A 20197-nucleotide genomic window follows, 5' to 3' on the forward strand; every position below is an offset into this window, starting at 1 on the left:
GGGGGACAGGGACATGACTCAGGACCGCAGCGGCATCCCCTCCCGGCGCGCGCTGATCGGCTGGGGCGGTGCCGGGCTCGCGCTCGGCGCCGCCGCGGCGGGCGGCGCGGTCGCGATGACCCGCACCGGCGAGGACGTCGACCCGGCGGCCGCCGAGACGGGCGCCGCCGTCGCCTTCCACGGACCGAACCAGGCCGGCATCGCCACCCCGGTCCAGGACCGGCTGCACTTCGCCGCGTTCGACGTGACCACCACGGACCGCGCCGAGTTCGTCCGGCTGCTGAAGGACTGGACGGAGGCCGCCCGGCGGATGACGGCCGGGAAGGCGGTCGGGGAGGGCGGGTACGGCGGTCTTCCCGAGGCGCCGCCGGACGACACCGGCGAGGCGCTGGGCCTCAAGCCGTCCCGGCTGACCCTGACCGTCGGCTTCGGACCGTCCCTGTTCGAGAAGTTCGAGCTCACGGACCGGCGGCCGGACGCGCTCATCGACCTGCCCAAGTTCGCCGGGGACGCGCTCGACGCGGCCCGCTCGGGCGGCGATCTGTGCGTCCAGGCCTGCGCGGACGACCCCCAGGTCGCCGTGCACGCCATCCGCAACCTGGCCCGGATCGGCATGGGCAAGGTCGTCATCCGCTGGTCGCAGCTCGGCTTCGGCAAGACCTCCTCCACGACGCCCGACGCGCAGACCCCACGCAACCTGATGGGCTTCAAGGACGGCACCCGCAACATCGCGGGCACCGAGACCGACCGGCTGGACAAGTTCGTGTGGGTCGGCGAGAAGGACGGGCCCGCCTGGATGACCGGCGGTTCCTACCTCGTCGCCCGGCGGATCCGGATGCACATCGAGACCTGGGACCGCACCTCGCTCCAGGAGCAGGAGGACATCTTCGGCCGCGACAAGGGCGAGGGCGCCCCGGTCGGCAAGGCCAAGGAGCGCGACGAGCCGTTCCTGAAGGCGATGCTGCCCGACGCGCACGTCCGCCTCGCCCACCCCGACTCCAACAACGGCTCGACGCTCCTGCGCCGCGGCTACTCCTTCACCGACGGCACCGACGGCCTCGGCCGCCTGGAGGCGGGCCTGTTCTTCCTCGCCTACCAGCGCGACGTGCGCGAAGGGTTCGTCCGCGTCCAGCGCAACCTCGCCACCGACGCGCTCAACGAATACATCCAGCACGTGGGTTCGGCCGTCTTCGCCGTCCCGCCGGGCGTCCGCGACAAGGACGACTGGTGGGGCCGGACGCTGTTCTCCGAGGAGGCGTAGCCCGTGTTCTCCAACTACCTGATCGGACTGCGGGAGGGCCTGGAGGCCTCGCTCGTCGTCTGCATCCTCATCGCCTACCTGGTCAAGACCGAACGCCGGGACGCCCTCAAGCCCGTCTGGGGCGGCATCGCCATCGCGGTGCTGATCTCGCTGGGCTTCGGCTGCGTCCTGGAGTTCGGCTCCCAGGAGCTGACGTTCGAGGCGCAGGAGGCGCTCGGCGGCTCCCTGTCGATCCTCGCGGTCGTGCTGGTGACGTGGATGGTGTTCTGGATGCGGCGCACCGCCCGGCACCTGAAGTCCGAACTCCACGGCAAGCTGGACGCGGCCCTCGCGATGGGCACCGGCGCGCTGGTGGCCACCGCGTTCCTCGCCGTCGGCCGGGAGGGCCTGGAGACCGCCCTGTTCGTCTGGGCGTCCGTGCACGCCGCCGGTGACGGCACCCCGCGCCCGCTGATCGGCGTGGCCCTCGGCCTGGCCACCGCCGTCCTCCTGGGCTGGCTGTTCTACCGCGGCGCGCTGAGGATCAACCTCGCGAAGTTCTTCACCTGGACCGGCGGCATGCTCGTCGTCGTCGCCGCGGGCGTGCTGGCGTACGGCATCCACGACCTCCAGGAAGCCGACTGGGTACCCGGCCTGACGGACAAGGCGTTCGACATCAGCGGCACCGTCCCGCCGGACAGCTGGTACGGCACCCTGCTCAAGGGCGTGTTCAACTTCCAGCCCGACCCGACCGTCCTCCAGGTCACGGTGTGGCTGCTGTACCTGGTCCCGACGCTCGCGCTGTTCCTCGCCCCGGTAGGGTTCGCCTCCGGGAAGGGGAAGGTGAAGGCACCTGATGACGCACCTGACGACCAGGGATCGCGGCCCTCGAAGGCTCCGCAGGCTTGACCGGAGCGCGCTGATAGCGGCCTCGGCGACCGTTCTGTCGTTGACGGCGAGCGGCTGCGTGGTGGTCCACGGGGAGCGCGAGGTGCTCCCCGCGGCCACCCGGGCGGAGGCCGCGAAGGCGCTGGAGCAGTTCACGACCGCGTACAACAAGGCGGACGCGGCGTACGACGCCTCTCTGGACGCCCCGTACACCACCGGCGCCCTCGGGGCGATCGACGCGGCGCGGCTGAAGGCCGGGCGGGCCAACAACCCCGGCGGCAACCCGCAGCACACCCCGCTGGCGCTGTCGGACGTGACGTACACGATCCCCAAGAAGGCGGGCTGGCCGCGCTGGTTCGTCGCGGACGCCAAGTCCAACAAGGGCGGCGACTCCCGCTGGGTGCTGGTGTTCACCCGCGGTGACCTGTCCGAGCCGTGGCAGGCGGCCTGTCTGACGCTGGTGGCGCCGGGCGCGCTGCCGGAGTTCACGAAGGACGAGGACGGCTGGGCGGAGGCCGTACCCGCCGACTCCGCCGGACTGACCGTCGCCCCGAAGGACTTGAGCCAGGACTACGCCACCTATCTGAAGTCCGGCGGCGACGCGTTCAAGGACGGGACCTACACCAGCGTGCTGCGGGCCACCCGCGCGAAGAACTCCTCGAAGCCGGGGCTGGTGCAGCAGTACATCGACGAGCCGCTGACGAACGACGACTTCGCGCCGCTGGCGCTGCGGACGGCGGACGGCGGCGCGCTGGTGTTCTTCAGCACGCACCACTACGTCAAGCAGACCGCCGCGGCGGGGGCGGCGGTGCCGACGCCCAACAAGAGCGTGGCGGCGCTGACGACGGGTGAGATCAAGCAGTCCCTGACGATGGAGTTCGTCGCGAACGAGATCGTGCTGGACCCGCCGCGAGGGGCGGGCGGGCAGCAGCTCTCCGTGCTCAGCCGGCTGGAGGGGCTGACCGCGGCGAAGGGCGAGTAGCCGCCGGCGCCCCCGGACGGGGGCACCGGCGCCGCGAGGCCAGCGCGACGGGCGCCGCTACCGCACGTCGACGTAGTCGGCGGAGGAGGTGGCGGGGCCCGTGGTGACCGTGCCGGCGAAGGACCAGCGCCAGTAACCGTCGGCGGTGGCCGCGACGGTGGCCTTCAGGGCTCCGTCGGTGCCCGCCTTGACGGTCTTGACGGTGGTGTAGGCAGTGGCCCCCTTCTTGCGGAACTGGAGCCTGACCGTCTGGTTCGTATTGCCCAGGTAGGTGCCCGTCTCCCAGTTGGCGCGGGTCAACCGGCCCTTGACCGTGAGGGACTTGCCCTTGTTCACCGGCTCCGGCGTCGCGTCGGCCGTGAGCCGGGCGGCGCGGACCACGGTGAAGACACCGGGCAGGAACCGCTGCGCGTTCGCGTTGCCCACCGCGTAGGCGGCGACGCCCCAGGCCCCGGCCTGCGCGTTCTTCTTGACCGTCTTGCGCGCGGTGAAGGTGAACTGCATCGAGCAGGTGTAGTCGGCGGCGTGGGCCCCGCACGTCTTGGCCGGGTCCACCCAGACGTCGGTCGCGTCGGGCCATCTTCCGTGGTACAGCGTCGCGCTCGCGCCGTGGCTGGCGCCGCCGGTCACGGACATGGTGACCGGCACCGTCACCGAACCGCTGACGCCGATCACCACCGGCTTGCCCTTGTTGACAACGATGTTCTTGACGTCCGTGGCGGCCGGCGCCGCGTCCGCCAGGGGGGCCGCGAGAGCGGACAGGGCCAGCGCTCCCGAGAGGGCTCCTACGGTGATGCGGGTGCGGGCGTGCATGAGGTGTCGCATGTCCATGAGTCCTTGGGTTCTTGGGTTCTTGGGTGCTTGGGTGCTTGGGGTTCTGGGTGCTTCGGGTTCTCGGGCTCTTGTGTGATGAGGGGATCGCGTCAGGCGAGCAGGGTGGCGGGCACGAGGCCCTCCCTGACCGCCGGGTTGACCGACACCGCCCTGAGGTGCTCCAGAGCCCGCCGGTGCGTCTCGGCGGAGAAGGCGACCCGTTCGGCCGCCGCCCGGATGTACGGGCTCTGCTTCTTCACGCCCTTGCGGACCAGGAACGTCACGGGGACGTAGAGGACGAGGAGGCCGGCCAGCGCGGTGATCGGGTCGAGCGCCGCGCTGCTGCCGGCGCACGCGGTGCCCGCCCACACGGCACCGGTGGCGGCACACCCGGCCATCGCCCAGGTCGGCTCGGGGAGTTCGAGCGCGAGCGACTTGGCGTCGTCCGCCATCTGGGTGCGCCGGTACGCGATCCAGCCGGCTCCGGCGGCCGCGCCCACCAGCAGGCCCATGACGAGAGACCCGGTCGGCGAGAACAGGAACGGCAGCATCAGCAGGACGGCCACGCCGATGCGCACCCAGGCCGCGGTGCGGCCGGACAGGACGCCCGGATGCGCCCGGTCGAGAAGCGCCTGGTCCTGACGGAGTTCATCGCCGGCGAAGGTCTCCCGCTCCGTCGCCGCGGCGAGCTGCCTGGCCTCGCGGACATTGGCCTGCCGCAGGGCTTCGCGGGGGTCCTCGCCCTGCGACTCCGCCTGACGCATGACGTGCGCCTCCCAAATGCCGCGCGCCTGGAGTTCGAGGCGTCGGCGTTCCATGTCCGCGCGCTCCTGCTCGGCCTTGCGCAGCAGCTGGGTCTCCTGCTCCAGACGCCGGTTGTGCTGCTCCATCACCTCGCGCTGGAGCCGGAGCTGGCTCTCCTGGATGCCCGCCAGCCGGTTGACGGCACTGGTCGTCTCCTCGGCGGAGCAGACGAAACAGTCGCCGTAGCGGCCGTGCGAGCAGCTGAAAAGGCTCATGGGTATCCCGTCCTACTGGTGCGGTGATGAAGAGGGCCGGCGGCACGGCACGGCCTGGTGACCGGCGCGCCGGCACATCGCCCGGCGGCGCTACTGCGCGGCTTCTCCTCGTAAGCGGGTCACGCCGTCCCCTCCCGGTCGCATCACAGAGCAGGGATGCGCCCGTGAGCTGGGGCGACACCACTTGCGAACAAGCTGTGAAGATCTTTAGCAGGGAAGGTGAACATTGATCAAGTACTGGCGGGAAATCTGCCGAGCGACCGATTACCCCGCCGGGCCGGAACAGGGGCGGGCGGGGATGGGATACGAACGGGTCATACCATCACATTTCGGGCACGTCACGACGCGCGGAAACGAGCACACCAGGGCGCAGGGTCGGCCGGGCGCGGAGAAGAGGGGTACCGGACCGGACCGGGCCGGAGGCGGTCAGTGGCGGGGAGGCCAGGCCGTGGTCGCGTGGCCCTCGCCCGCGTGGCGTGCGCACGCGTCCGTCAGGGCTTCCAGGATGCTCAGGGGGTCCGGGAGGGGGTGCTCCGGGCCGCGGAGCCAGTGGACCGACCGGCCGTCGTCGCCGGGGAGACGGGCGGGCGGCACGAGGACGTACGAGCCGCGGCAGTGCCAGCGCATACCGGGATGCTCGTCCACGGTCTCGGGGCGGCAGTCCAGCTCACAGGGCCACCATTCGTCCTCGTCCTCGGGGGTGCCCCGGGTGAGGGTGAAGAACAGCATGCGGCCGTCGTCGCTCTCGGCGACCGGGCCGACCTCGACACCGGAGCCGAGGAGCCGCTCCAGGGCTTCGGCGCCGGCCTCCAGCGGGACGTCGAGGACGTCGTGGGTCATGCCGGTCGCGGTGATGAAGTTGGCCCGCGGCTGGTGCCGGGCCCAGCGTTCGATCTGGGCCCGGTCGGTGGTGGACTGCGTCTGCCAGGCGAAGGACACCGGATGCCGGGCGGGGGTGGGACAGCCGACCCGGTCGCAGGAGCACCCGTAACCGGCGGCCGGGTGGGCGGCGGGCGCGAGCGGCAGTCCGGCCGCGGCGGCGGCGAGCAGCAGGGCCTCACGGCCGCCGTCGTCGGCGTCCTCCGCCGGGCCGCTTCCCCGCAGCCACTGGGTGAGCCTGGCCCGCAGGCCGCTCCGGGCGCCGAACTCCGCGCTCATCTATCCCTCGCCTCGCTGTGGTGCGGACAGCATGCCTCATGGTCCCACCATCCTGCGCATCGGGGGTCCGGTGCAGTCAAAAGGTGCAGGTGGGACGAGGGGTACGAGAGGTGTGAGAGGTACGGATGCGCCGGTAGGGGTCAGCGGGGTGCGAGACCGTACAGGGCGTACTCGACGAGGGTGTCGGTGTAGTCGTAGGAGATCGGGCCGGTGTACTGGAGCCAGCGCTGGGCGAGCGGGGAGATGAAGAACTCCAGGGCGATGCGCGGGTCGATCCCGGGGCGGACCTGGCCTGCCTCCTGGGCGGAGCGCAGCCGGTCGACGTACAGCTGGATGTTGGGTTCCATCAGGGCGCTGGTGAACCTCCGGCCGGCCTCCTCGTCGACCACGCCCTCGGCGGCCAGGGCGCGGGCGGGCGCCTCGAACCGGGGATCCTTCAGCTGGTCGACGGTGGCCCGCAGCACGGCCTTGATGTCGGCGGCGAGGTCTCCGGTGTCCGGGATGGCGTACGGCTCCTGGTCCGACGCGCCCGCCTCCCGCGCGGACTGCTCGCCGAGGTCGAGGAACGCCTCCAGCAGGACGTCGGCCTTGGAGCCCCACCAGCGGTAGATGGTCTGCTTGCCGACGCCGGCGCGGGCGGCGATCCCCTCGATGGTGGTCCTGGGGTAGCCGACCTCGCCGACGAGGGCGAGGGCGGCTTCGTAGATCGCGCGGCGGGACTTCTCGCTGCGGCGGGCGGTGTCGGGGGCGGCCTTGGCGGGCTTGGTGACCATGGGTCGACGGTACCAAGCCCATGAGACGGGGCGTCTCGCCAATGGGCCCGGCGGGCTCGGGCGGGCCCGTGGGCTCAGGCCGGCTCTCCCGGGTAGCGCACCCCGATCCGCTGCCGGGCCGTGTCCAGGGTGCGCATCACGGCGAGGGTGCCGTCGAGCGGGACGAGCGGGGACTCGGTCTCGCCGGCCCGCAGCGCGCGCATGACCTCGCGGGCCTCGTGCCGGAGGGTGGTGCGGGAGCCGTCGGCCGGGTCGGCGGTGAACTCCTCGGGGTCGCGGCCGGCGCGGTGCAGCACGAACCGGTCAGGGTGGAAGAAGCCGGACGGGATGTCGATCCGGCCGCGCGAGCCGGTGACCGAGGCGGTGGTCCCGGTGCCGCCGGTCACCGAGCAGTGCAGGGCGGCCAGCGCGCCGGAGTCCCAGGACAGGGCGAGCGCGGTCTGGAGGTCGACGCCCTCGGCGGAGAGCACGGCCTGCGCGGAGATCCCGGCCGGCTCGCCGAGCAGCAGGTGGGCGAAGGAGACCGGGTAGACGCCGAGGTCGAGCAGGGCGCCGCCGCCCTGCTCGGGGTCGCGCAGCCGGTGCGAGGGCGGAAAGGGGCCCTCCAGGCCGAAGTCGGCCTGGACGGTGCGGACGTCACCGATCGCGCCGTCGTCGACGAGGGCCTTCAGCCGGCGGACGACCGGGTTGCAGTACATCCACATGGCCTCCATCAGGAAGCGGCCCTCCTGCCGGGCCAGCGCGACGAGTTCCCCGGCCTCGCGCACGTTCAGCGTGAACGGCTTCTCGCACAGCACGGCCCGCCCTGCCTCCAGGCAGAGCCCCGCGGCGGCCCGGTGGGCGGAGTGCGGGGTGGCGACGTAGACGACATCGATGTCCGGGTCCCGGGCGAGCGCCTCCCAGTCGCCGTAGGCCCGGGGGATCCCGAACCGCTCGGCGAACGCCCGCGCGGAGGTCTCGGTGCGCGAGGCGACCGCCACGACCTCCGCGTCCGGCAGGTCGATCAGGTCCGCCGTGAACGCGGCGGCGATCCCGCCGGTCGCCAGGATTCCCCACCGCACCGTGTCCGTCGTCATGTCCCGCCCGTCCTCGCGCCCGTACCAGCAGTCTGTTCGAGCTGAGAGCATAGGTGCCGCAGATGTCGGAGAGGGAGGGGCTGCCTGATGCCCGAGGGCGGGGCGATACCCGAGGTGACGCAGGTGGCTGTGGTGCCGCCGTCGCGTGCGCGACGGCGGACGGGGCTGCTCGTCACCCTGGTCCTGGGCGGGCTGACCGCGACTCCCCCACTGTCGATGGACATGTACCTGCCGGCGCTGCCGGAGGTCACCCGCCAGTTGCACGCGCCCGCCGCGACCGTCCAGCTCACCCTGACCGCCTGTCTGGCCGGGATGGCGCTGGGGCAGCTGGTGGTGGGCCCGATGAGCGACCGGTGGGGCCGGCGGCGGCCGCTGCTCGCCGGGCTCGTGGTGTACGTCCTGGCGACCGCGCTGTGCGCGCTCGCCCCGACCGTGGAGCTGCTGGTCGCCTTCCGTCTGGTGCAGGGGCTCGCGGGCGCGGCCGGGATCGTGATCGCGCGGGCCGTCGTCCGCGACCTGTACGACGGCGTGGCGATGGCCCGGTTCTTCTCCACGCTCATGCTGATCTCCGGGGTCGCGCCGGTGGTGGCGCCGCTGATCGGCGCGCAGATCCTGCGGGCGACGGACTGGCGGGGTGTGTTCGTACTGCTCACGGCGGTGGGGCTGGCGCTGGCCGGGCTGGTGTGGGCGCGGCTGCCGGAGACGCTGGAGCCCGCCGACCGGCACGCGGGCGGGGTCGGGGAGGCGCTGCGCTCGATGCGCCGGCTCCTCGCCGACCGGCGTTTCACCGGCTACATGCTGACCGGCGGCTTCGCCTTCGCGGCGCTCTTCGCGTACATCTCGGCCTCGCCGTTCGTGGTGCAGGAGATCTACGGCGCCTCCCCGCAGACGTTCGGTCTGCTGTTCGGCGCGAACTCGGTGGGCCTGGTCGTGGTCGGGCAGATCAACGGCAAGGTGCTGGTGGGCCGGGTCCGGCTGGACCGGGTGCTGGCGGCCGGGCTGACGGTGATCGCGCTGGCCGCCGCCGCCCTGCTGCTGATGTCGGCCGGGGTGTTCGGCGAGATCGGGCTGGCCCCGGTGGCGGCCGCGCTGTTCGTGCTGATGTCCGCCATGGGCGTGACGCTGCCCAACGCGCAGACCCTCGCCCTGATGCGGGTCCGGCACTCGGCGGGGTCCGCCTCCGCGCTCCTCGGGACGTCGTCGTTCCTCATCGGCGCGATCGCCTCCCCGCTCGTCGGGATCGCCGGGGAGCGCACCGCCGTCCCGATGGCCGTCGTCCAACTGGCGGCGGCACTGGTGGCGCTGGCCTTCTTCGTGGGAATGTGCCGTCCCTGGACAACGGCGGGGGCGGAAGGAGCAGGGAACTGAGCGCACCGAGACTGCGCGTCGACACCCCGGAACGGGCCGGGCTCGACCCCGAGGAAACGCGCCTTCTGGTGCGCGATGTGGCGGACCTCACCGCAGGTGACCGGCCGTGGGCGCCGGGCGCCGTCGTGGTCGCCGGGCGCGGCCCGGTGATCGCCGTGCAGGAGGCGGTGGGCTGGGCGGTGCGGTACTCGGCCTACGACCCGAAGGCCGACGCCGGGGTGGAGCTGCCGGCGGCGCGGCGGGTCCCGACGACCGTCGACACACCCTTCGACCTGGCCTCCCTCACCAAACTGTTCACGTCCGTCGCGGCGGTGCAGCAGATCGAGCGCGGCACGCTCGGCATCGACGCGCGGGTCGGCGCGTATCTGCCGGACTTCCGTGCGGCCGCCGCCCACGACATCACCGTCCGCCAGCTGCTCACCCACACCTCCGGGCTGCGTCCCGAGCTGCCGCTGTACTCGTACGCGGACGACGCCGAGCGGCTGGACGTGCTGCGCGCGGAGGCGCCGGTGGCCGAGCCGGGCACCTACCGGTACTCCGACCTGAACATGCTGCTCCTCCAGCATCTCCTGGAGCGGCTCACCGGCCGCACCCTGGACGTCCTGGTGCACGGCGGGATCACCCGGCCGCTGGGCATGACGGCGACCGGCTTCGGGCCCTGCCCCGGCGCGGCGGCCACCGAGGACCAGCGGCGGCCGTGGGGCAAGGCGGACCGGGGGATGCTGCGGGGGGTGGTGCACGACGAGAACGCCTGGGCGCTGGGCGGCGTGGCCGGTCACGCGGGCCTGTTCTCCACCGGCCGCGATCTGGCGGTGTTCTGCCGCACGCTGCTGGCGGGCGGCTCCTACGGCCCCGCGCGCATCCTCGGACCGGACTTCGTGGAGCTGCTGCTGACCCCGCCCGGCCTGGGCTTCGCGGTGGACCAGCCGTGGTTCATGGGCGAACTGGCGGGTGAGGGCGCGGCCGGTCACACGGGCTTCACGGGGACCTCGCTGGTCCTGGACCCGGCGACGGACACGTTCGTGGTGCTGCTGGCGAACACGGTGCATCCCGTCCGCAGACAGCCGGACAGCGCGCCGCGGGCGCTGGTGGCGACGCGGATGGCCATGGCGGTGCGGTGACGGCGGTCCGCACGGCACCGGGCGCCTCGTAAAATCACCGGGTGAACGTCTCCGTATCCACCGCCGAGACCCTCCGCGCCGCCCTCGGAGAGCTCCTCGACGGCCTCCCGCCCCGCCAGGCCGCGCAGGCCGTGGAGCGGCTCATCGCCAACTACCGGGGGGCCACCCCCACCGACGCCCCGATCCTGCGCGACCGCGCCGACGTGGCCGCGTACGCCGCGTACCGGATGCCGGCGACCTTCGAGGCGGTGCGGTCGGCGCTGGAGGCGTTCGCGGACGCGGCGGCGGACTGGACGCCGGGCAGCCATGTGGACGTCGGCGGCGGCACGGGCGCGGCGACCTGGGCGGTCGGCGCGACCTGGGCGGGGACGCGCCCGGTGACCGTCCTCGACTGGTCGGAGCCGGCGCTGGCGCTGGGCCGTGAGGTCGCCGCCGCGAACCCGGCCCTGAGGGACGTGCGCTGGCAGCGCGCCCGGATCGGCTCGTCGCTGGAGCTGGAGAGCACCGACCTGGTCACCGTCTCGTACGTGCTGAACGAGCTGGCCGCCAGCGACCGCGCCGCTCTGGTGGACGCCGCCGCGGCGGCCGCGCGGGCCGTGGTGATCGTGGAACCGGGCACCCCGGACGGCTACGCCCGGATCATCGAGGCCCGCGGCCGGCTGGTCGCCGCCGGTTTCCGCATCGCCGCGCCCTGTCCGCACAGCGCGGCCTGTCCGATCGTGCCCGGCACGGACTGGTGCCACTTCTCCGCGCGGGTCAGCCGCTCCTCCCTGCACCGCCAGGTCAAGGGCGGCTCGCTGCCGTACGAGGACGAGAAGTTCTCCTACGTCGCCGCCGCCCGCTTCCCCGTCTCCCCCGCCCCCTCCCGGGTGGTGCGGCGGCCGCAGATCCGCAAGGGCCAGGTGCTCCTCGACCTGTGCGGGGCCGAGGAGCTGCTGGAGCGGACGACGGTGACGAAGAAACACGGCGACCTGTACAAGGCGGCCCGAAACGCCGACTGGGGCGACGCCTGGCCGCCGGAGGGTTCCTAGGCCGGCTCCAGCCCCTGGTCGCCGACCCTGGTCACGAAGGACGCGGCCGTGCCGATCGGGGCGCCCTGGGTGGTGACGTACGGGACGGTCTTGAAGTCGGCGCGGGCGAGGTCGCGGGCGAGGGCGACGGTGACGTAGCCGCGCTGCCCGTTGTAGAACCGCAGGTGCGGGTTGGCGGTCAGGTAGGTGTTCCAGTTCGCGGGCTTCTCCGCGCCGTTGCGGCCGCTGGCGATCGACGTGGCCACGATCTCGGTGCCGAGCGTGCGGGAGTCCGGGTCGTCGAAGTCGTCCTTGATGTCGAAGGCGTACCCGACGTGCACATCGCCGGTGAGGACCATCAGGTTGTCGACACCGGCCGCCCGCGCGCCGTCCAGGACGCGGCGGCGGGAGGCGCGGTAGCCGTCCCAGGCGTCCATGGACAGTTTGGCGACCGGGTTCAGGTCCAGCTTCCGCTGGGAGAAGGTGACCTGCTGCGGGACGACGTTCCACAGCGCCCGTGAGGCGCGCCAGCCGTCGAGGAGCCAGCGCTCCTGGCCGGCGCCGGTCATGGTGCGTGCCGGGTCGTCGATGTCGGGTCCTGGCAGCTGCGCGCCGTCGCCGTAGGCCTGGTCGGAGCGGTACTGGCGGGTGTCGAGGACGTCGAACTGGGCGAGGTCGCCCCAGTGGAGGCGGCGGTACAGGCGCATGTCGGGGCCGTCGGGAAGGTGCGGCCGGCGCAGCGGCTGGTTCTCCCAGTAGGCGCGGTAGGCCGCGGCGCGGCGCAGCAGGAACTCCTCCGGCGGGACGTCATTTTCGGGGGTGTCGTCGGCGTAGTTGTTCTCGGTCTCGTGGTCGTCCCAGGTGACGACGAAGGGATGCGCGGCGTGCGCGGCCATGAGGTCGGGGTCGGACTTGTAGAGGGCGTACCGCAGGCGGTAGTCCTCCAGGGTGACCGTCTCGCGGTTGAACACGTCGGGCAGGGTGCGGTCGGTGTAGTTGCGGTTGTTGCCGGTCGCGTTGATCGCGTACTCGTACAGGTAGTCGCCGAGGTGGAAGACCATGTCGACGTCGTCCTGGGCGAGGTGGGCGTAGGGCGTGTAGTAGCCGTCGGCGTAGGCCTGGCAGGAGACGGCGGCGAGGGTGAGGGCCGAGGTCCTGGCGTGCGGGGCGGGCGCGGTGCGGGTGCGGCCGGCGGGGCTGGTCCAGGCGCCGGTGCGGAAGCGGTAGTGGTAGACGCGGCCGGGGGCGAGGTGGCCGACCTCGACATGGACGGTGTGGTCGAACTCGGGGTGCGCGGTGGCCGTGCCGCGTCTGACGACCCGCCGGAAGTTCTCGTCGTGGGCCAGTTCCCAGTGGACGGCGACGCGTTCGGCGGGCAGTCCGCCGTCGGGCTGGTACGGGGCGGGGGCGAGGCGGGTCCAGAGCAATACGGAGCCGGGCAGGGGGTCGCCCGAGGCCACGCCGAGGGTGAAGGGGTCGTCGGTGATGCGGGCGGGGTCGAGTTCGGCGGCGGCCGCGGTGCCGGCGGCCGGCAGGTTGACGGCGAAGGCGAGTGCGGCGGCGGCGCCGGTGACGGTGAGGAAGCGGCGGCGGCTGGGGGCACCCCCTCTGGGGGACCGCCGGGCGGCTTCGCGGAGTTCGGGGGCGTGCGGGGACTGGCGTGCTGCGGGTGTCATTCCGGTCCTCCCCTGAGAAATGGATGCAGGAGGCATTGGAGTGGCCGGGAGCGACACGGGAGCGTCACTCGGTTGGCGCGTACACAACAGTCGGATGACGGACCGGCATGTTCCGCATGGCGGACAACGACTTCCGGCCTGCCGTACGCTGCGCACCCATGGACGCGTTGAGGAACACGAAGGTCGCGGTGGTCACGGGCGCGGGGTCGGGCATCGGCCGCGCGGTGGCGGTGGAACTGCTGCGCACGGGCTGGTCGGTGGCGCTGGCGGGGCGGCGGGCCGCGACCCTGGAGGGGACGGCCGCACTGGTGCCCGAGGGCGCGAGTCTCGCCGTACGGACGGACGTCTCGCGCCCGGAGGACGTCGCGGCGCTCTTCACCGCCGTACGCGACCGCTTCGGTCGGCTGGACCTGCTGTTCAACAACGCCGGGACGTTCGGGCCCGGCGGCGTGCCGTTCGAGGAACTCCCCTACGACGCCTGGCGGCACGTGGTCGACACCAACCTCAACGGGGCGTTCCTGTGCGCGCAGGAGGCGTTCCGGCAGATGAAGGAGCAGGAGCCGCGCGGCGGACGCATCATCAACAACGGCTCGATCTCGGCCCACGCGCCCCGCCCGCTGTCGGCGCCCTACACGGCGACCAAGCACGCCCTGACCGGGCTGACGAAGTCCCTCTCCCTGGACGGGCGGGCGTACGGCATCGCGGTCGGGCAGATCGACATCGGCAACGCGGCCACCGACATGACGGCCCGGATGCAGACGGGCGCGCTCCAGGCCAACGGCGAGATCGCGCCGGAACCGGTGATGGACGTCGCCGACGTGGCGCGCACGGTGCGGCACATGGCGGAACTGCCGCTGGAGGCGAACGTGCAGTTCGCGACGGTCCTGGCGACGGCGATGCCGTACATCGGGCGCGGCTGAGGCGGACCCCGGATCGTCAACCCCTCAACCTACACAACCGGAATTTGGCCATCCGCACCATTGCGGCCGGTAGCGGACTTATGCTCAACTCTCCTCCACAAGAACTTCACACTTGGGGCGTGAGCACTCCGCTCCCTGGGCCACACCGAGGGGGGAGGGCAGCCGTCCCACAGCACCGGGTGGGGGTGGACCTCGCATGGGACCGCGAGGTACGCACCGGGGCCGTGGGACGGCTGCCGCACCATCAGTCCGCCGACGGACCGCGCCCCGCACGGCGCCGGCGCAGGGCGTACGCCCCGGCCGCCAGCAGCGCCGCCGCTCCCCCGGCGCCCGCCGCCCCGCCCCAGCCACCGCCGTGCTGCGTCGTCACCGTCGCCGCCTCCACCGGGCCCGCCGACGGTGACGCGCTCGCCTCGCGCTCACTCAACGGCTCCACCAGCGCCCCCACCCCCTGTGCCGAACTCCCCTCGCCGAAGCCCCAGTCGAGCAGCGCCGCCGTCTCCTCGTAGACCGCGTTGTGGCCGCTGGCCGGATGCAGCACGGTGACCAGCAGGGTCCGCCCGCCACGGGTGGCGGCACCGGTGAACGTGTTGCCGGCATGGCTGGTGTAGCCGTTCTTCACCCCGATCACGCCCTTGTACGGCGTCACCCCGTACGTCCCCGAAAGCAGCCGGTCGGTGTTCTCGATCCGGAAGGTCCTGCCGCCCCCGGCCGGGAAGTCGGCGGCCCTGGTGCCGCAGTAGGCGCGGAAGTCGGCGTCCCTCAGGCCGTGCCGGGCGAACAGGGTGAGGTCGTAGGCGGAGGACAGCTGGCCGGTGTGGTCGTAGCCGTCGGGGCTGACCACCCGCGTGTCGAGGGCCTGGAGGTCGGCCGCCTTCGCCTGCATCTCGGCGACGGTCCGCGCGACCCCGCCGTTCATCAGGGCGAGGACGTGCACGGCGTCGTTGCCTGAGCGCAGGAACACGCCCTGCCACAGCTGCTCGACGGTGTAGGTGAGGCCGGGCCTGACGCCGACGAGGCTGGAGCCGGCGGGGATGTCGGCGAGGTCGGCGGCGGTGACGGTGTAGCGCTCGGTGCGCTCGAACTTGGCCAGCAGGGTGTCCGCGAACAGCATCTTCAGGGTGGAGGCGGGCGCGAGCCGCCGGTGCGCGCGGTAGGAGGCGAGCACCGTGCCGCTGTCGTGGTCGGCGAGCAGCCAGGCGCGGGCGGTGAGCTTCTTCGGCAGGCCGGAGGGAAGAGCCGCCTGGACGCCGTCACGGGCGAGCCGGGCGCCACCGATCACCGTGCCCGTCGTGGCGGCCGCGGGAGCGGCAAGGGCCAAGGGCGCGAGCGCGGTGAAGGACAGCAGGGACCGCCGGGAAGGGCGTGAGAATGCGTGCACGGCGGGACCGTACAAGGGGATCCTGTGGGCTCCACACACCGAGATCCACGACCAGCCAACCCCTTTCACCTGGGAAAACCCCCTCGACAGCTTAGGAATGAGCTGTCTGACGGAATTCTGATCCAGGCGCCCGGAATCGCTCCTCATTCTCAGTCCTTACACATCTTTTACTCAGTCGGGCTCAAAGGTTTCTCCCTAGTTTTTGGGCACCGCGCCCACAGCGGGCGCCAAGAACCTTCGAGGAACGGGATGTTTGGCATCTATCTCAAGCGCGAGCTGGGCCGGCGCAAGAAGGCGGCCCTGGTCATCGCTCTGGGTCTGGCGCTCGGTATCGCGCTGGTCATCACCGTCAACTCGGTGTCGGCCGGTATGACGCAGGCGCAGGACAAGGTCCTGCAGTCGCTGTACGGCCTCGGCACCGACATGACGGTCACCAAGGCACGCACGGCGCCCACCGGCAACAGCTCCGGTCAGCCGAGATTCGAGTTCGACGCCAAGTCGAACGACGACGACACCGAGCAGAGCTCGGACCGGGTGATGACACAGGGAGGTCAGGCCCTGAAGTCCTCGCTGGTGACGAAGGTCGCCGACCAGAAGGGTGTGGCGGCCGCGGTCGGCGCGCTCACCCTGAACGTCACCAAGGTCGACGGCTCCTTCACCCAGGGCAAGGCGCAGTCCTCCACCGGCGGGAGCGGCAGCGACCAGGGCGGCCCCGGCGGCGGCCAGGGCAGCGGCTCCACCGCGGCCCCGCAGGTACAGGGCGGCGGCGCCTCCTTCGACGTGAACTCCTACTCCGTGGCCGGTGTCGACGTCACGAACCAGGACCTCGGCCCGCTGGCCGGCTCGAAGATCACGTCGGGCAAGACGTTCACCTCGGCGCAGACCAACGCGAAGGTCGCGGTCGTCAGCAAGTCGTACGCCAAGGAGAACTCGTACAAGGTCGGCAAGACCTTCAAGGTCTCCGGCACCAAGTACAAGATCATCGGTATCGCGACGCCGGAGAGCAGCGAGTCCACCACCGACGTCTACCTGCCGCTGAAGCAGGCGCAGACCCTCGCCGACGCCAAGAACCAGGTCACCACGATCTACGTCAAGGCGACCGACTCGAAGCAGATCGACAGCGTCAAGGCGACCATCCAGAAGAACATCTCCGGTACGACGGTGACGACCTCCGCCGACCTGGCCGAGACCGTCTCCGGCTCGCTCTCCACCGCCTCGAACCTCGCCACCAGCGTCGGCAAGTGGCTGTCGATCGCCGTGCTCGCCGCCGCGTTCCTGGTGGCCGCGCTGCTCACCTCCTCGGCGGTGTCCCGCCGGGTGCGTGAGTTCGGCACCCTGAAGGCGCTGGGCTGGCCGAGCCGCCGGGTGACCCGGCAGGTCGTCGGCGAGTCCATGGTCAACGGCCTGCTCGGCGGCGCCCTCGGTATCGCGCTCGGCCTGGCGGCCGCCTACACGGTGACCGCGATCAGCCCCACCCTCACGGCCGAGATGGGCAGCACCGGCGGTGGCGGCGGCATGGGCGGCGGCCCCGGCGGGGGCGGCGGCCCGGGCCAGCAGTCGGCGTCCAACACGATGGAGATCGCCCTCTCCGCCCCCGTCTCCGTCACCACCATCGCCCTCGCGGTGGGCCTGGCGGTGGCCGGCGGCCTGATCGCCGGTGCGATGGGCGGCTGGCGGGCGTCCCGGATGCGTCCGGCGGACGCGCTGCGCAGCGTGTCGTAACCCCCCTCCAGCAGGGGCGCCGCCTCCACTCCCCCCGGAGGCGGCGCCCCGCCCCTCTTCTTCACTCCACACGGCTACGGAGCTACCCATGTACAGACTGACCGGCGTCACCAAGCGCTACACACGGGGCAAGGAGACCGTCGAGGCGCTGCGCGGCATCGACCTCACCATCGAGGACGGCGACCAGCTCGCCATCCAGGGCCCCACCGGCGGCGGCAAGTCGACGCTGCTCCAGATGATCGGCGGCCTGGACCGCCCGTCCGAGGGCAGCGTCGAACTGGACGGCGTCGACCTCGCCCGCATCAGCGAGGCGAAGCTGACCCGGATGCGCGCGGAGAAGATCGGCATCATCTTCCAGTCGTTCAACCTCATCCCGACGCTCACCGCGCAGGAGAACGTCGAGACCGCCCTCGTCCCGCTCGGCGTGAAGCCGGCGGAACGCCGCGAACGCGCGGCGGAGGCGCTGCGTTCGGTGGGCCTGGGCGAGCGGCTGAGCCACGCGCCGTCGGAGCTGTCGGGCGGTCAGCAGCAGCGCGTCGCGATCGCCCGCGCGCTGGTCAAGAAGCCGAAGGTGCTGCTCGCCGACGAGCCGACCGGCAACCTCGACGAGGGCACCCGCGACGACATCATGGGCCTGCTGGAAGGCCTGTGGCACGAGTACGGGCTGACCTTCATCATGGTCACCCACGACTCGTCGATCGCGAAGAAGGCCCCTCGTCTGGCCACCATCAAGGCGGGCCTGATCACGCTGACCGAACAGGGCGCCGGGCAGGCGTACCCCCGGCAGCGGCAACAGCAGCCGTACGCCGAGCAGGGCACACAGGGTTACGGCGACCAGGGCTACGGCGTCCAGGGGTACTGAGCCCACGGGCACGCGGGCACACCCGCTCGGGAGAACGTCGGGCACGCGGGCACGCGGGCCCTCGGGCACGCCGCACAGGGGCCGCTCACCGGGGACGACGGTGAGCGGCCCCTGTGCGCGCTACGCCTGGCCGGTCTCGAACCGCGCGATGTGACCGTCGTCCGTGACGTCGAAGTGCCACCGGGTGCGCATCTCGCCCCAGGTGTCGTTGCGGTAGTCGACGACGAGGTCACGGCCGCCGTTGGACTCCTTGACGACCTCCATGTGGCCCCGGGAGGCGAAGATCTCCTGGTCGATCCACTGGTCGAGGTCACGGTCGGAACCGTCGTCCGACATGGTCGCGTCCGAGGCGAGCAGGCTCTTGAAGCCGCCCTCGTCATGGGCGTTGACGGCGATGACGAAGGCTCGGACGGCCGGGTCGGTGAGTTTTCCGGTCTGGATCGTCATACGGGCCAGCCTCACACCGCCTCCCGGCCCCCGCCACCCGAACGGCGCCCAGGAGGGGCTGGTCCGGCGGGGAAGGTGCGACGGTGGAGACACGTGGGGTGTCCCCTTCCGTCCTCCGCCCGTCCTCCGCCTGTCCTCTGCCCATGGAGTCACCGTGACCTGTTACGACCGACGTGATATCGGCCTGCTGCTGCTCCGGCTCGGCGCCGGCGGAGTGCTCGTCGCGCACGGCACACAGAAGCTGTTCGGCTGGTTCGGTGGCCACGGCCTGGAAGGGACCGGCCAGTTCATGGAGTCCATCGGCTACGCCCCCGGCAAGGCCAGCGCCACCGCGGCGGGCCTGGCGGAGGCCGGCGGCGGCACCCTGCTCGCGCTGGGCCTGGCCACCCCGGCGGCGGGCTCGGCGGCGGCCGGCGCGATGGCAGGCGCGTCCGCCGTCCACGCCCCCAACGGCTTCTTCAACGCGGAGGGCGGCTACGAGTACGCGGCCACCCTGGGCCTGACCGCCGCCGGCCTCGCCATCACCGGCCCCGGCCGCCTCTCCCTGGACCACGCCCTGGGCCACACCGTCGACCAGCGCTGGATGGTCCCCACCGCCCTCGGCGTGACGGCGGCGGTCACGGCGGTGGTGGTCGGGATGCGGAACCGCCGCCTGCGGAAGCGGGAGGAGGGGGAGCAGGAGGCGTTGTTCGACTGAGGGGTGGGGTGGGGTGGTTGTCCGGGCGGGGGGCTTGTCCGGACGGGTGGCATGTGGGACGGGTGGCGTCCGGGACCGTTGGCATCCGGGACCGGTGGTGAGGCGGTCGTCGGGGCCGGGATCGACGCAGGATCACCCGATCGGGCGAGGAATCAAGGATTCCACCGACTCCGCCAACCTCAGGCCATAGCCTCCTGGACCATCGGGTCCTTCGGGGGGTTGCGTGATCGAGAAGATCGTGGTCGGTGTCGCCGTGACGCTGCTCGGATACATCGGCCGGATCGTTCTGCGGAACCGCCGTCAGCTGTCCCTGCTGAGACTGCTCCTCACGCCCCGCCGTCGGATGCGGGTGTCGGTGGCCGTGCTCCTGCGCCTGCACGACGAGGACCACTACGTCCTCTTCGACTCCCCCACCCGGCCGAGCGGGTTCGGACCGCCCGGCGGAGTCGTGAAGTACCACGACACGGACCGGGCCCGCCTCGAGAAACTCGGCTTCGAACCCGAGAGCCGTACCCACGACACGATGAAGCACGACCTGAGGGGCTTCCTCAGAGCCGCGTCGATTCCCGGCTTCGCCCGCTGGCTGCACCACGGCGCGGGCCGGGAGCCTTCGACGGAGTGCCTGCGCCGCGAGATCGTCGAGGAACTCGGCGAGGTCGGCCACCCCGAACTGGCCCCGCTCGCCGGGGCCGTGAGCTTCTCGCTGCTGCGCAGAGTGGTCGACGGCCCGTTCAAGGTCGTCCCCGGTGAGGACTACCGGCAGATCCGGTTCATCGAGGTGTACGACCTGCTGCTCGACCGCCCCGAGGCGACCGAACTGCGCACGGCGCTGCTCGCCCTGGCCGGGACGCCGGAGAGCGCCCATGTGATCGGTGCGACCCGGCAGGACATCGTCCGCGGCCGGTCCGGCCTCCATCAGGTCCTTCCCCAGTCCGCCTTCCTCATCGGGGACCGCCGCGAGAACGGCGACATCCAGCCCGTGCGCTGACCGCGCCGCGACCGGCCCCTCCCGCAACGTACAGAGGCAACATCCCCTTGAACGCT

General features: G+C 72.2%; 19 protein-coding genes. 11 read left to right on the top strand and 8 right to left on the bottom strand.

Annotated features, from left to right (window positions below; all coding sequences use genetic code 11):
- Positions 1-13: 13 nt before the first annotated feature.
- From efeB to IE275_RS28815, 3 genes are read left to right on the top strand one after another with little or no spacing between them, the layout of a single operon-like run.
- Positions 14-1261, top strand: a complete 1248-nt coding sequence (gene efeB / locus IE275_RS28805; protein ID WP_189714378.1) for an iron uptake transporter deferrochelatase/peroxidase subunit — start codon at positions 14-16, stop codon at positions 1259-1261.
- 3 nt (positions 1262-1264) lie between these two features.
- Entirely contained in the window at positions 1265-2149 is an 885-nt protein-coding gene (efeU, locus tag IE275_RS28810; protein WP_189714380.1) for an iron uptake transporter permease EfeU, read from the top strand.
- The gene (locus IE275_RS28815; RefSeq protein ID WP_189714383.1) at positions 2097-3110 is read left to right on the top strand and encodes an SCO2278 family lipoprotein; all 1014 of its coding nucleotides are present in this window, start codon (positions 2097-2099) and stop codon (positions 3108-3110) included. Before efeU ends, IE275_RS28815 begins: the two co-directional genes overlap by 53 nt.
- A gap of 57 nt (positions 3111-3167) precedes the next feature.
- Here IE275_RS28815 and IE275_RS28820 read toward each other — a convergent pair whose 3' ends face one another.
- From IE275_RS28820 to IE275_RS28840, 5 genes are all read right to left on the bottom strand, one after another.
- On the bottom strand, positions 3168-3935 hold the full coding sequence (locus IE275_RS28820; RefSeq protein ID WP_229870670.1) for a calcium-binding protein: 768 nt from the start codon (positions 3933-3935) through the stop codon (positions 3168-3170).
- 98 nt (positions 3936-4033) lie between these two features.
- Positions 4034-4942: a hypothetical protein gene (locus IE275_RS28825; RefSeq protein WP_189714394.1), complete on the bottom strand. Its 909-nt coding sequence runs from the start codon at positions 4940-4942 to the stop codon at positions 4034-4036.
- A 426-nt stretch (positions 4943-5368) separates the two neighbouring features.
- A complete protein-coding gene (locus IE275_RS28830) occupies positions 5369-6100 on the bottom strand; it encodes a bifunctional DNA primase/polymerase (RefSeq protein ID WP_189714396.1) in 732 nt (243 codons plus the stop codon).
- Positions 6101-6240: 140 nt separating this feature from the next.
- Positions 6241-6873, bottom strand: a complete 633-nt coding sequence (locus IE275_RS28835) for a TetR/AcrR family transcriptional regulator (RefSeq protein WP_189714398.1) — start codon at positions 6871-6873, stop codon at positions 6241-6243.
- A 74-nt stretch (positions 6874-6947) separates the two neighbouring features.
- Positions 6948-7949: a Gfo/Idh/MocA family protein gene (locus IE275_RS28840; protein ID WP_189714400.1), complete on the bottom strand. Its 1002-nt coding sequence runs from the start codon at positions 7947-7949 to the stop codon at positions 6948-6950.
- A gap of 87 nt (positions 7950-8036) precedes the next feature.
- Between IE275_RS28840 and IE275_RS28845 the strand changes: the two genes are divergently transcribed.
- From IE275_RS28845 to IE275_RS28855, 3 genes are read left to right on the top strand one after another with little or no spacing between them, the layout of a single operon-like run.
- Positions 8037-9317: a multidrug effflux MFS transporter gene (locus IE275_RS28845; RefSeq protein WP_189714402.1), complete on the top strand. Its 1281-nt coding sequence runs from the start codon at positions 8037-8039 to the stop codon at positions 9315-9317.
- Entirely contained in the window at positions 9272-10438 is a 1167-nt protein-coding gene (locus tag IE275_RS28850) for a serine hydrolase domain-containing protein (RefSeq protein WP_189714404.1), read from the top strand. The genes IE275_RS28845 and IE275_RS28850 overlap by 46 nt, the downstream gene beginning before the upstream one ends.
- Positions 10439-10479: 41 nt before the next feature.
- Positions 10480-11469 carry a small ribosomal subunit Rsm22 family protein gene (locus tag IE275_RS28855; protein WP_189714406.1) on the top strand — a complete coding sequence of 330 codons (990 nt, stop codon included), beginning with the start codon at positions 10480-10482 and terminating at the stop codon, positions 11467-11469.
- Here IE275_RS28855 and IE275_RS28860 read toward each other — a convergent pair.
- Positions 11466-13124 carry an alkaline phosphatase D family protein gene (locus IE275_RS28860; RefSeq protein ID WP_189714408.1) on the bottom strand — a complete coding sequence of 553 codons (1659 nt, stop codon included), beginning with the start codon at positions 13122-13124 and terminating at the stop codon, positions 11466-11468. The genes IE275_RS28855 and IE275_RS28860 overlap by 4 nt on opposite strands.
- A gap of 158 nt (positions 13125-13282) precedes the next feature.
- Here IE275_RS28860 and IE275_RS28865 point away from each other — a divergent pair, with 158 nt between their 5' ends.
- Positions 13283-14044 carry an SDR family oxidoreductase gene (locus IE275_RS28865; RefSeq protein WP_189714410.1) on the top strand — a complete coding sequence of 254 codons (762 nt, stop codon included), beginning with the start codon at positions 13283-13285 and terminating at the stop codon, positions 14042-14044.
- A gap of 244 nt (positions 14045-14288) precedes the next feature.
- Here IE275_RS28865 and IE275_RS28870 read toward each other — a convergent pair whose 3' ends face one another.
- Positions 14289-15425 (bottom strand): D-alanyl-D-alanine carboxypeptidase family protein, encoded by a 1137-nt coding sequence (locus IE275_RS28870; protein WP_229870672.1) that lies wholly within the window; start codon positions 15423-15425, stop codon positions 14289-14291.
- A 249-nt stretch (positions 15426-15674) separates the two neighbouring features.
- Between IE275_RS28870 and IE275_RS28875 the strand changes: the two genes are divergently transcribed.
- Together IE275_RS28875 and IE275_RS28880 are read left to right on the top strand one after the other, a co-directional pair.
- Complete coding sequence (locus tag IE275_RS28875; RefSeq protein WP_189714414.1) at positions 15675-17147, top strand: ABC transporter permease; 1473 nt, start codon at positions 15675-15677, stop codon at positions 17145-17147.
- A gap of 88 nt (positions 17148-17235) precedes the next feature.
- Positions 17236-18009 carry an ABC transporter ATP-binding protein gene (locus tag IE275_RS28880; protein WP_189714417.1) on the top strand — a complete coding sequence of 258 codons (774 nt, stop codon included), beginning with the start codon at positions 17236-17238 and terminating at the stop codon, positions 18007-18009.
- Between the two features lie 120 nt (positions 18010-18129).
- On the opposite strand, the gene IE275_RS28885 is transcribed toward IE275_RS28880, so the two are convergent.
- On the bottom strand, positions 18130-18456 hold the full coding sequence (locus IE275_RS28885) for a nuclear transport factor 2 family protein (RefSeq protein ID WP_189714419.1): 327 nt from the start codon (positions 18454-18456) through the stop codon (positions 18130-18132).
- Positions 18457-18610: 154 nt separating this feature from the next.
- Here IE275_RS28885 and IE275_RS28890 point away from each other — a divergent pair, with 154 nt between their 5' ends.
- Entirely contained in the window at positions 18611-19153 is a 543-nt protein-coding gene (locus IE275_RS28890; protein WP_189714421.1) for a DoxX family protein, read from the top strand.
- Positions 19154-19376: 223 nt separating this feature from the next.
- The gene (locus IE275_RS28895) at positions 19377-20141 is read left to right on the top strand and encodes an SMODS-associated NUDIX domain-containing protein (protein WP_189714423.1); all 765 of its coding nucleotides are present in this window, start codon (positions 19377-19379) and stop codon (positions 20139-20141) included.
- The last annotated feature ends 56 nt before the right edge of the window (positions 20142-20197 follow it).

The organism is Streptomyces phaeofaciens, assembly GCF_014648915.1.
Classification (GTDB): Bacteria; Actinomycetota; Actinomycetes; order Streptomycetales; family Streptomycetaceae; genus Streptomyces; species Streptomyces phaeofaciens.

Excerpts from the sequence above, each read along its gene's own strand:
- efeB (WP_189714378.1), top strand. The coding sequence starts at position 14 with ATGACTCAGGACCGCAGCGGCATCCCCTCCCGGCGCGCGCTGATCGGC.
- IE275_RS28815 (WP_189714383.1), top strand. The coding sequence starts at position 2,097 with ATGACGCACCTGACGACCAGGGATCGCGGCCCTCGAAGGCTCCGCAGG.
- IE275_RS28820 (WP_229870670.1), bottom strand. The coding sequence starts at position 3,935 with ATGCGACACCTCATGCACGCCCGCACCCGCATCACCGTAGGAGCCCTC.
- IE275_RS28825 (WP_189714394.1), bottom strand. The coding sequence starts at position 4,942 with ATGAGCCTTTTCAGCTGCTCGCACGGCCGCTACGGCGACTGTTTCGTC.
- IE275_RS28830 (WP_189714396.1), bottom strand. The coding sequence starts at position 6,100 with ATGAGCGCGGAGTTCGGCGCCCGGAGCGGCCTGCGGGCCAGGCTCACC.
- IE275_RS28835 (WP_189714398.1), bottom strand. The coding sequence starts at position 6,873 with ATGGTCACCAAGCCCGCCAAGGCCGCCCCCGACACCGCCCGCCGCAGC.
- IE275_RS28840 (WP_189714400.1), bottom strand. The coding sequence starts at position 7,949 with ATGACGACGGACACGGTGCGGTGGGGAATCCTGGCGACCGGCGGGATC.
- IE275_RS28845 (WP_189714402.1), top strand. The coding sequence starts at position 8,037 with ATGCCCGAGGGCGGGGCGATACCCGAGGTGACGCAGGTGGCTGTGGTG.
- IE275_RS28860 (WP_189714408.1), bottom strand. The coding sequence starts at position 13,124 with ATGACACCCGCAGCACGCCAGTCCCCGCACGCCCCCGAACTCCGCGAA.
- IE275_RS28865 (WP_189714410.1), top strand. The coding sequence starts at position 13,283 with ATGGACGCGTTGAGGAACACGAAGGTCGCGGTGGTCACGGGCGCGGGG.
- IE275_RS28875 (WP_189714414.1), top strand. The coding sequence starts at position 15,675 with ATGTTTGGCATCTATCTCAAGCGCGAGCTGGGCCGGCGCAAGAAGGCG.
- IE275_RS28880 (WP_189714417.1), top strand. The coding sequence starts at position 17,236 with ATGTACAGACTGACCGGCGTCACCAAGCGCTACACACGGGGCAAGGAG.
- IE275_RS28885 (WP_189714419.1), bottom strand. The coding sequence starts at position 18,456 with ATGACGATCCAGACCGGAAAACTCACCGACCCGGCCGTCCGAGCCTTC.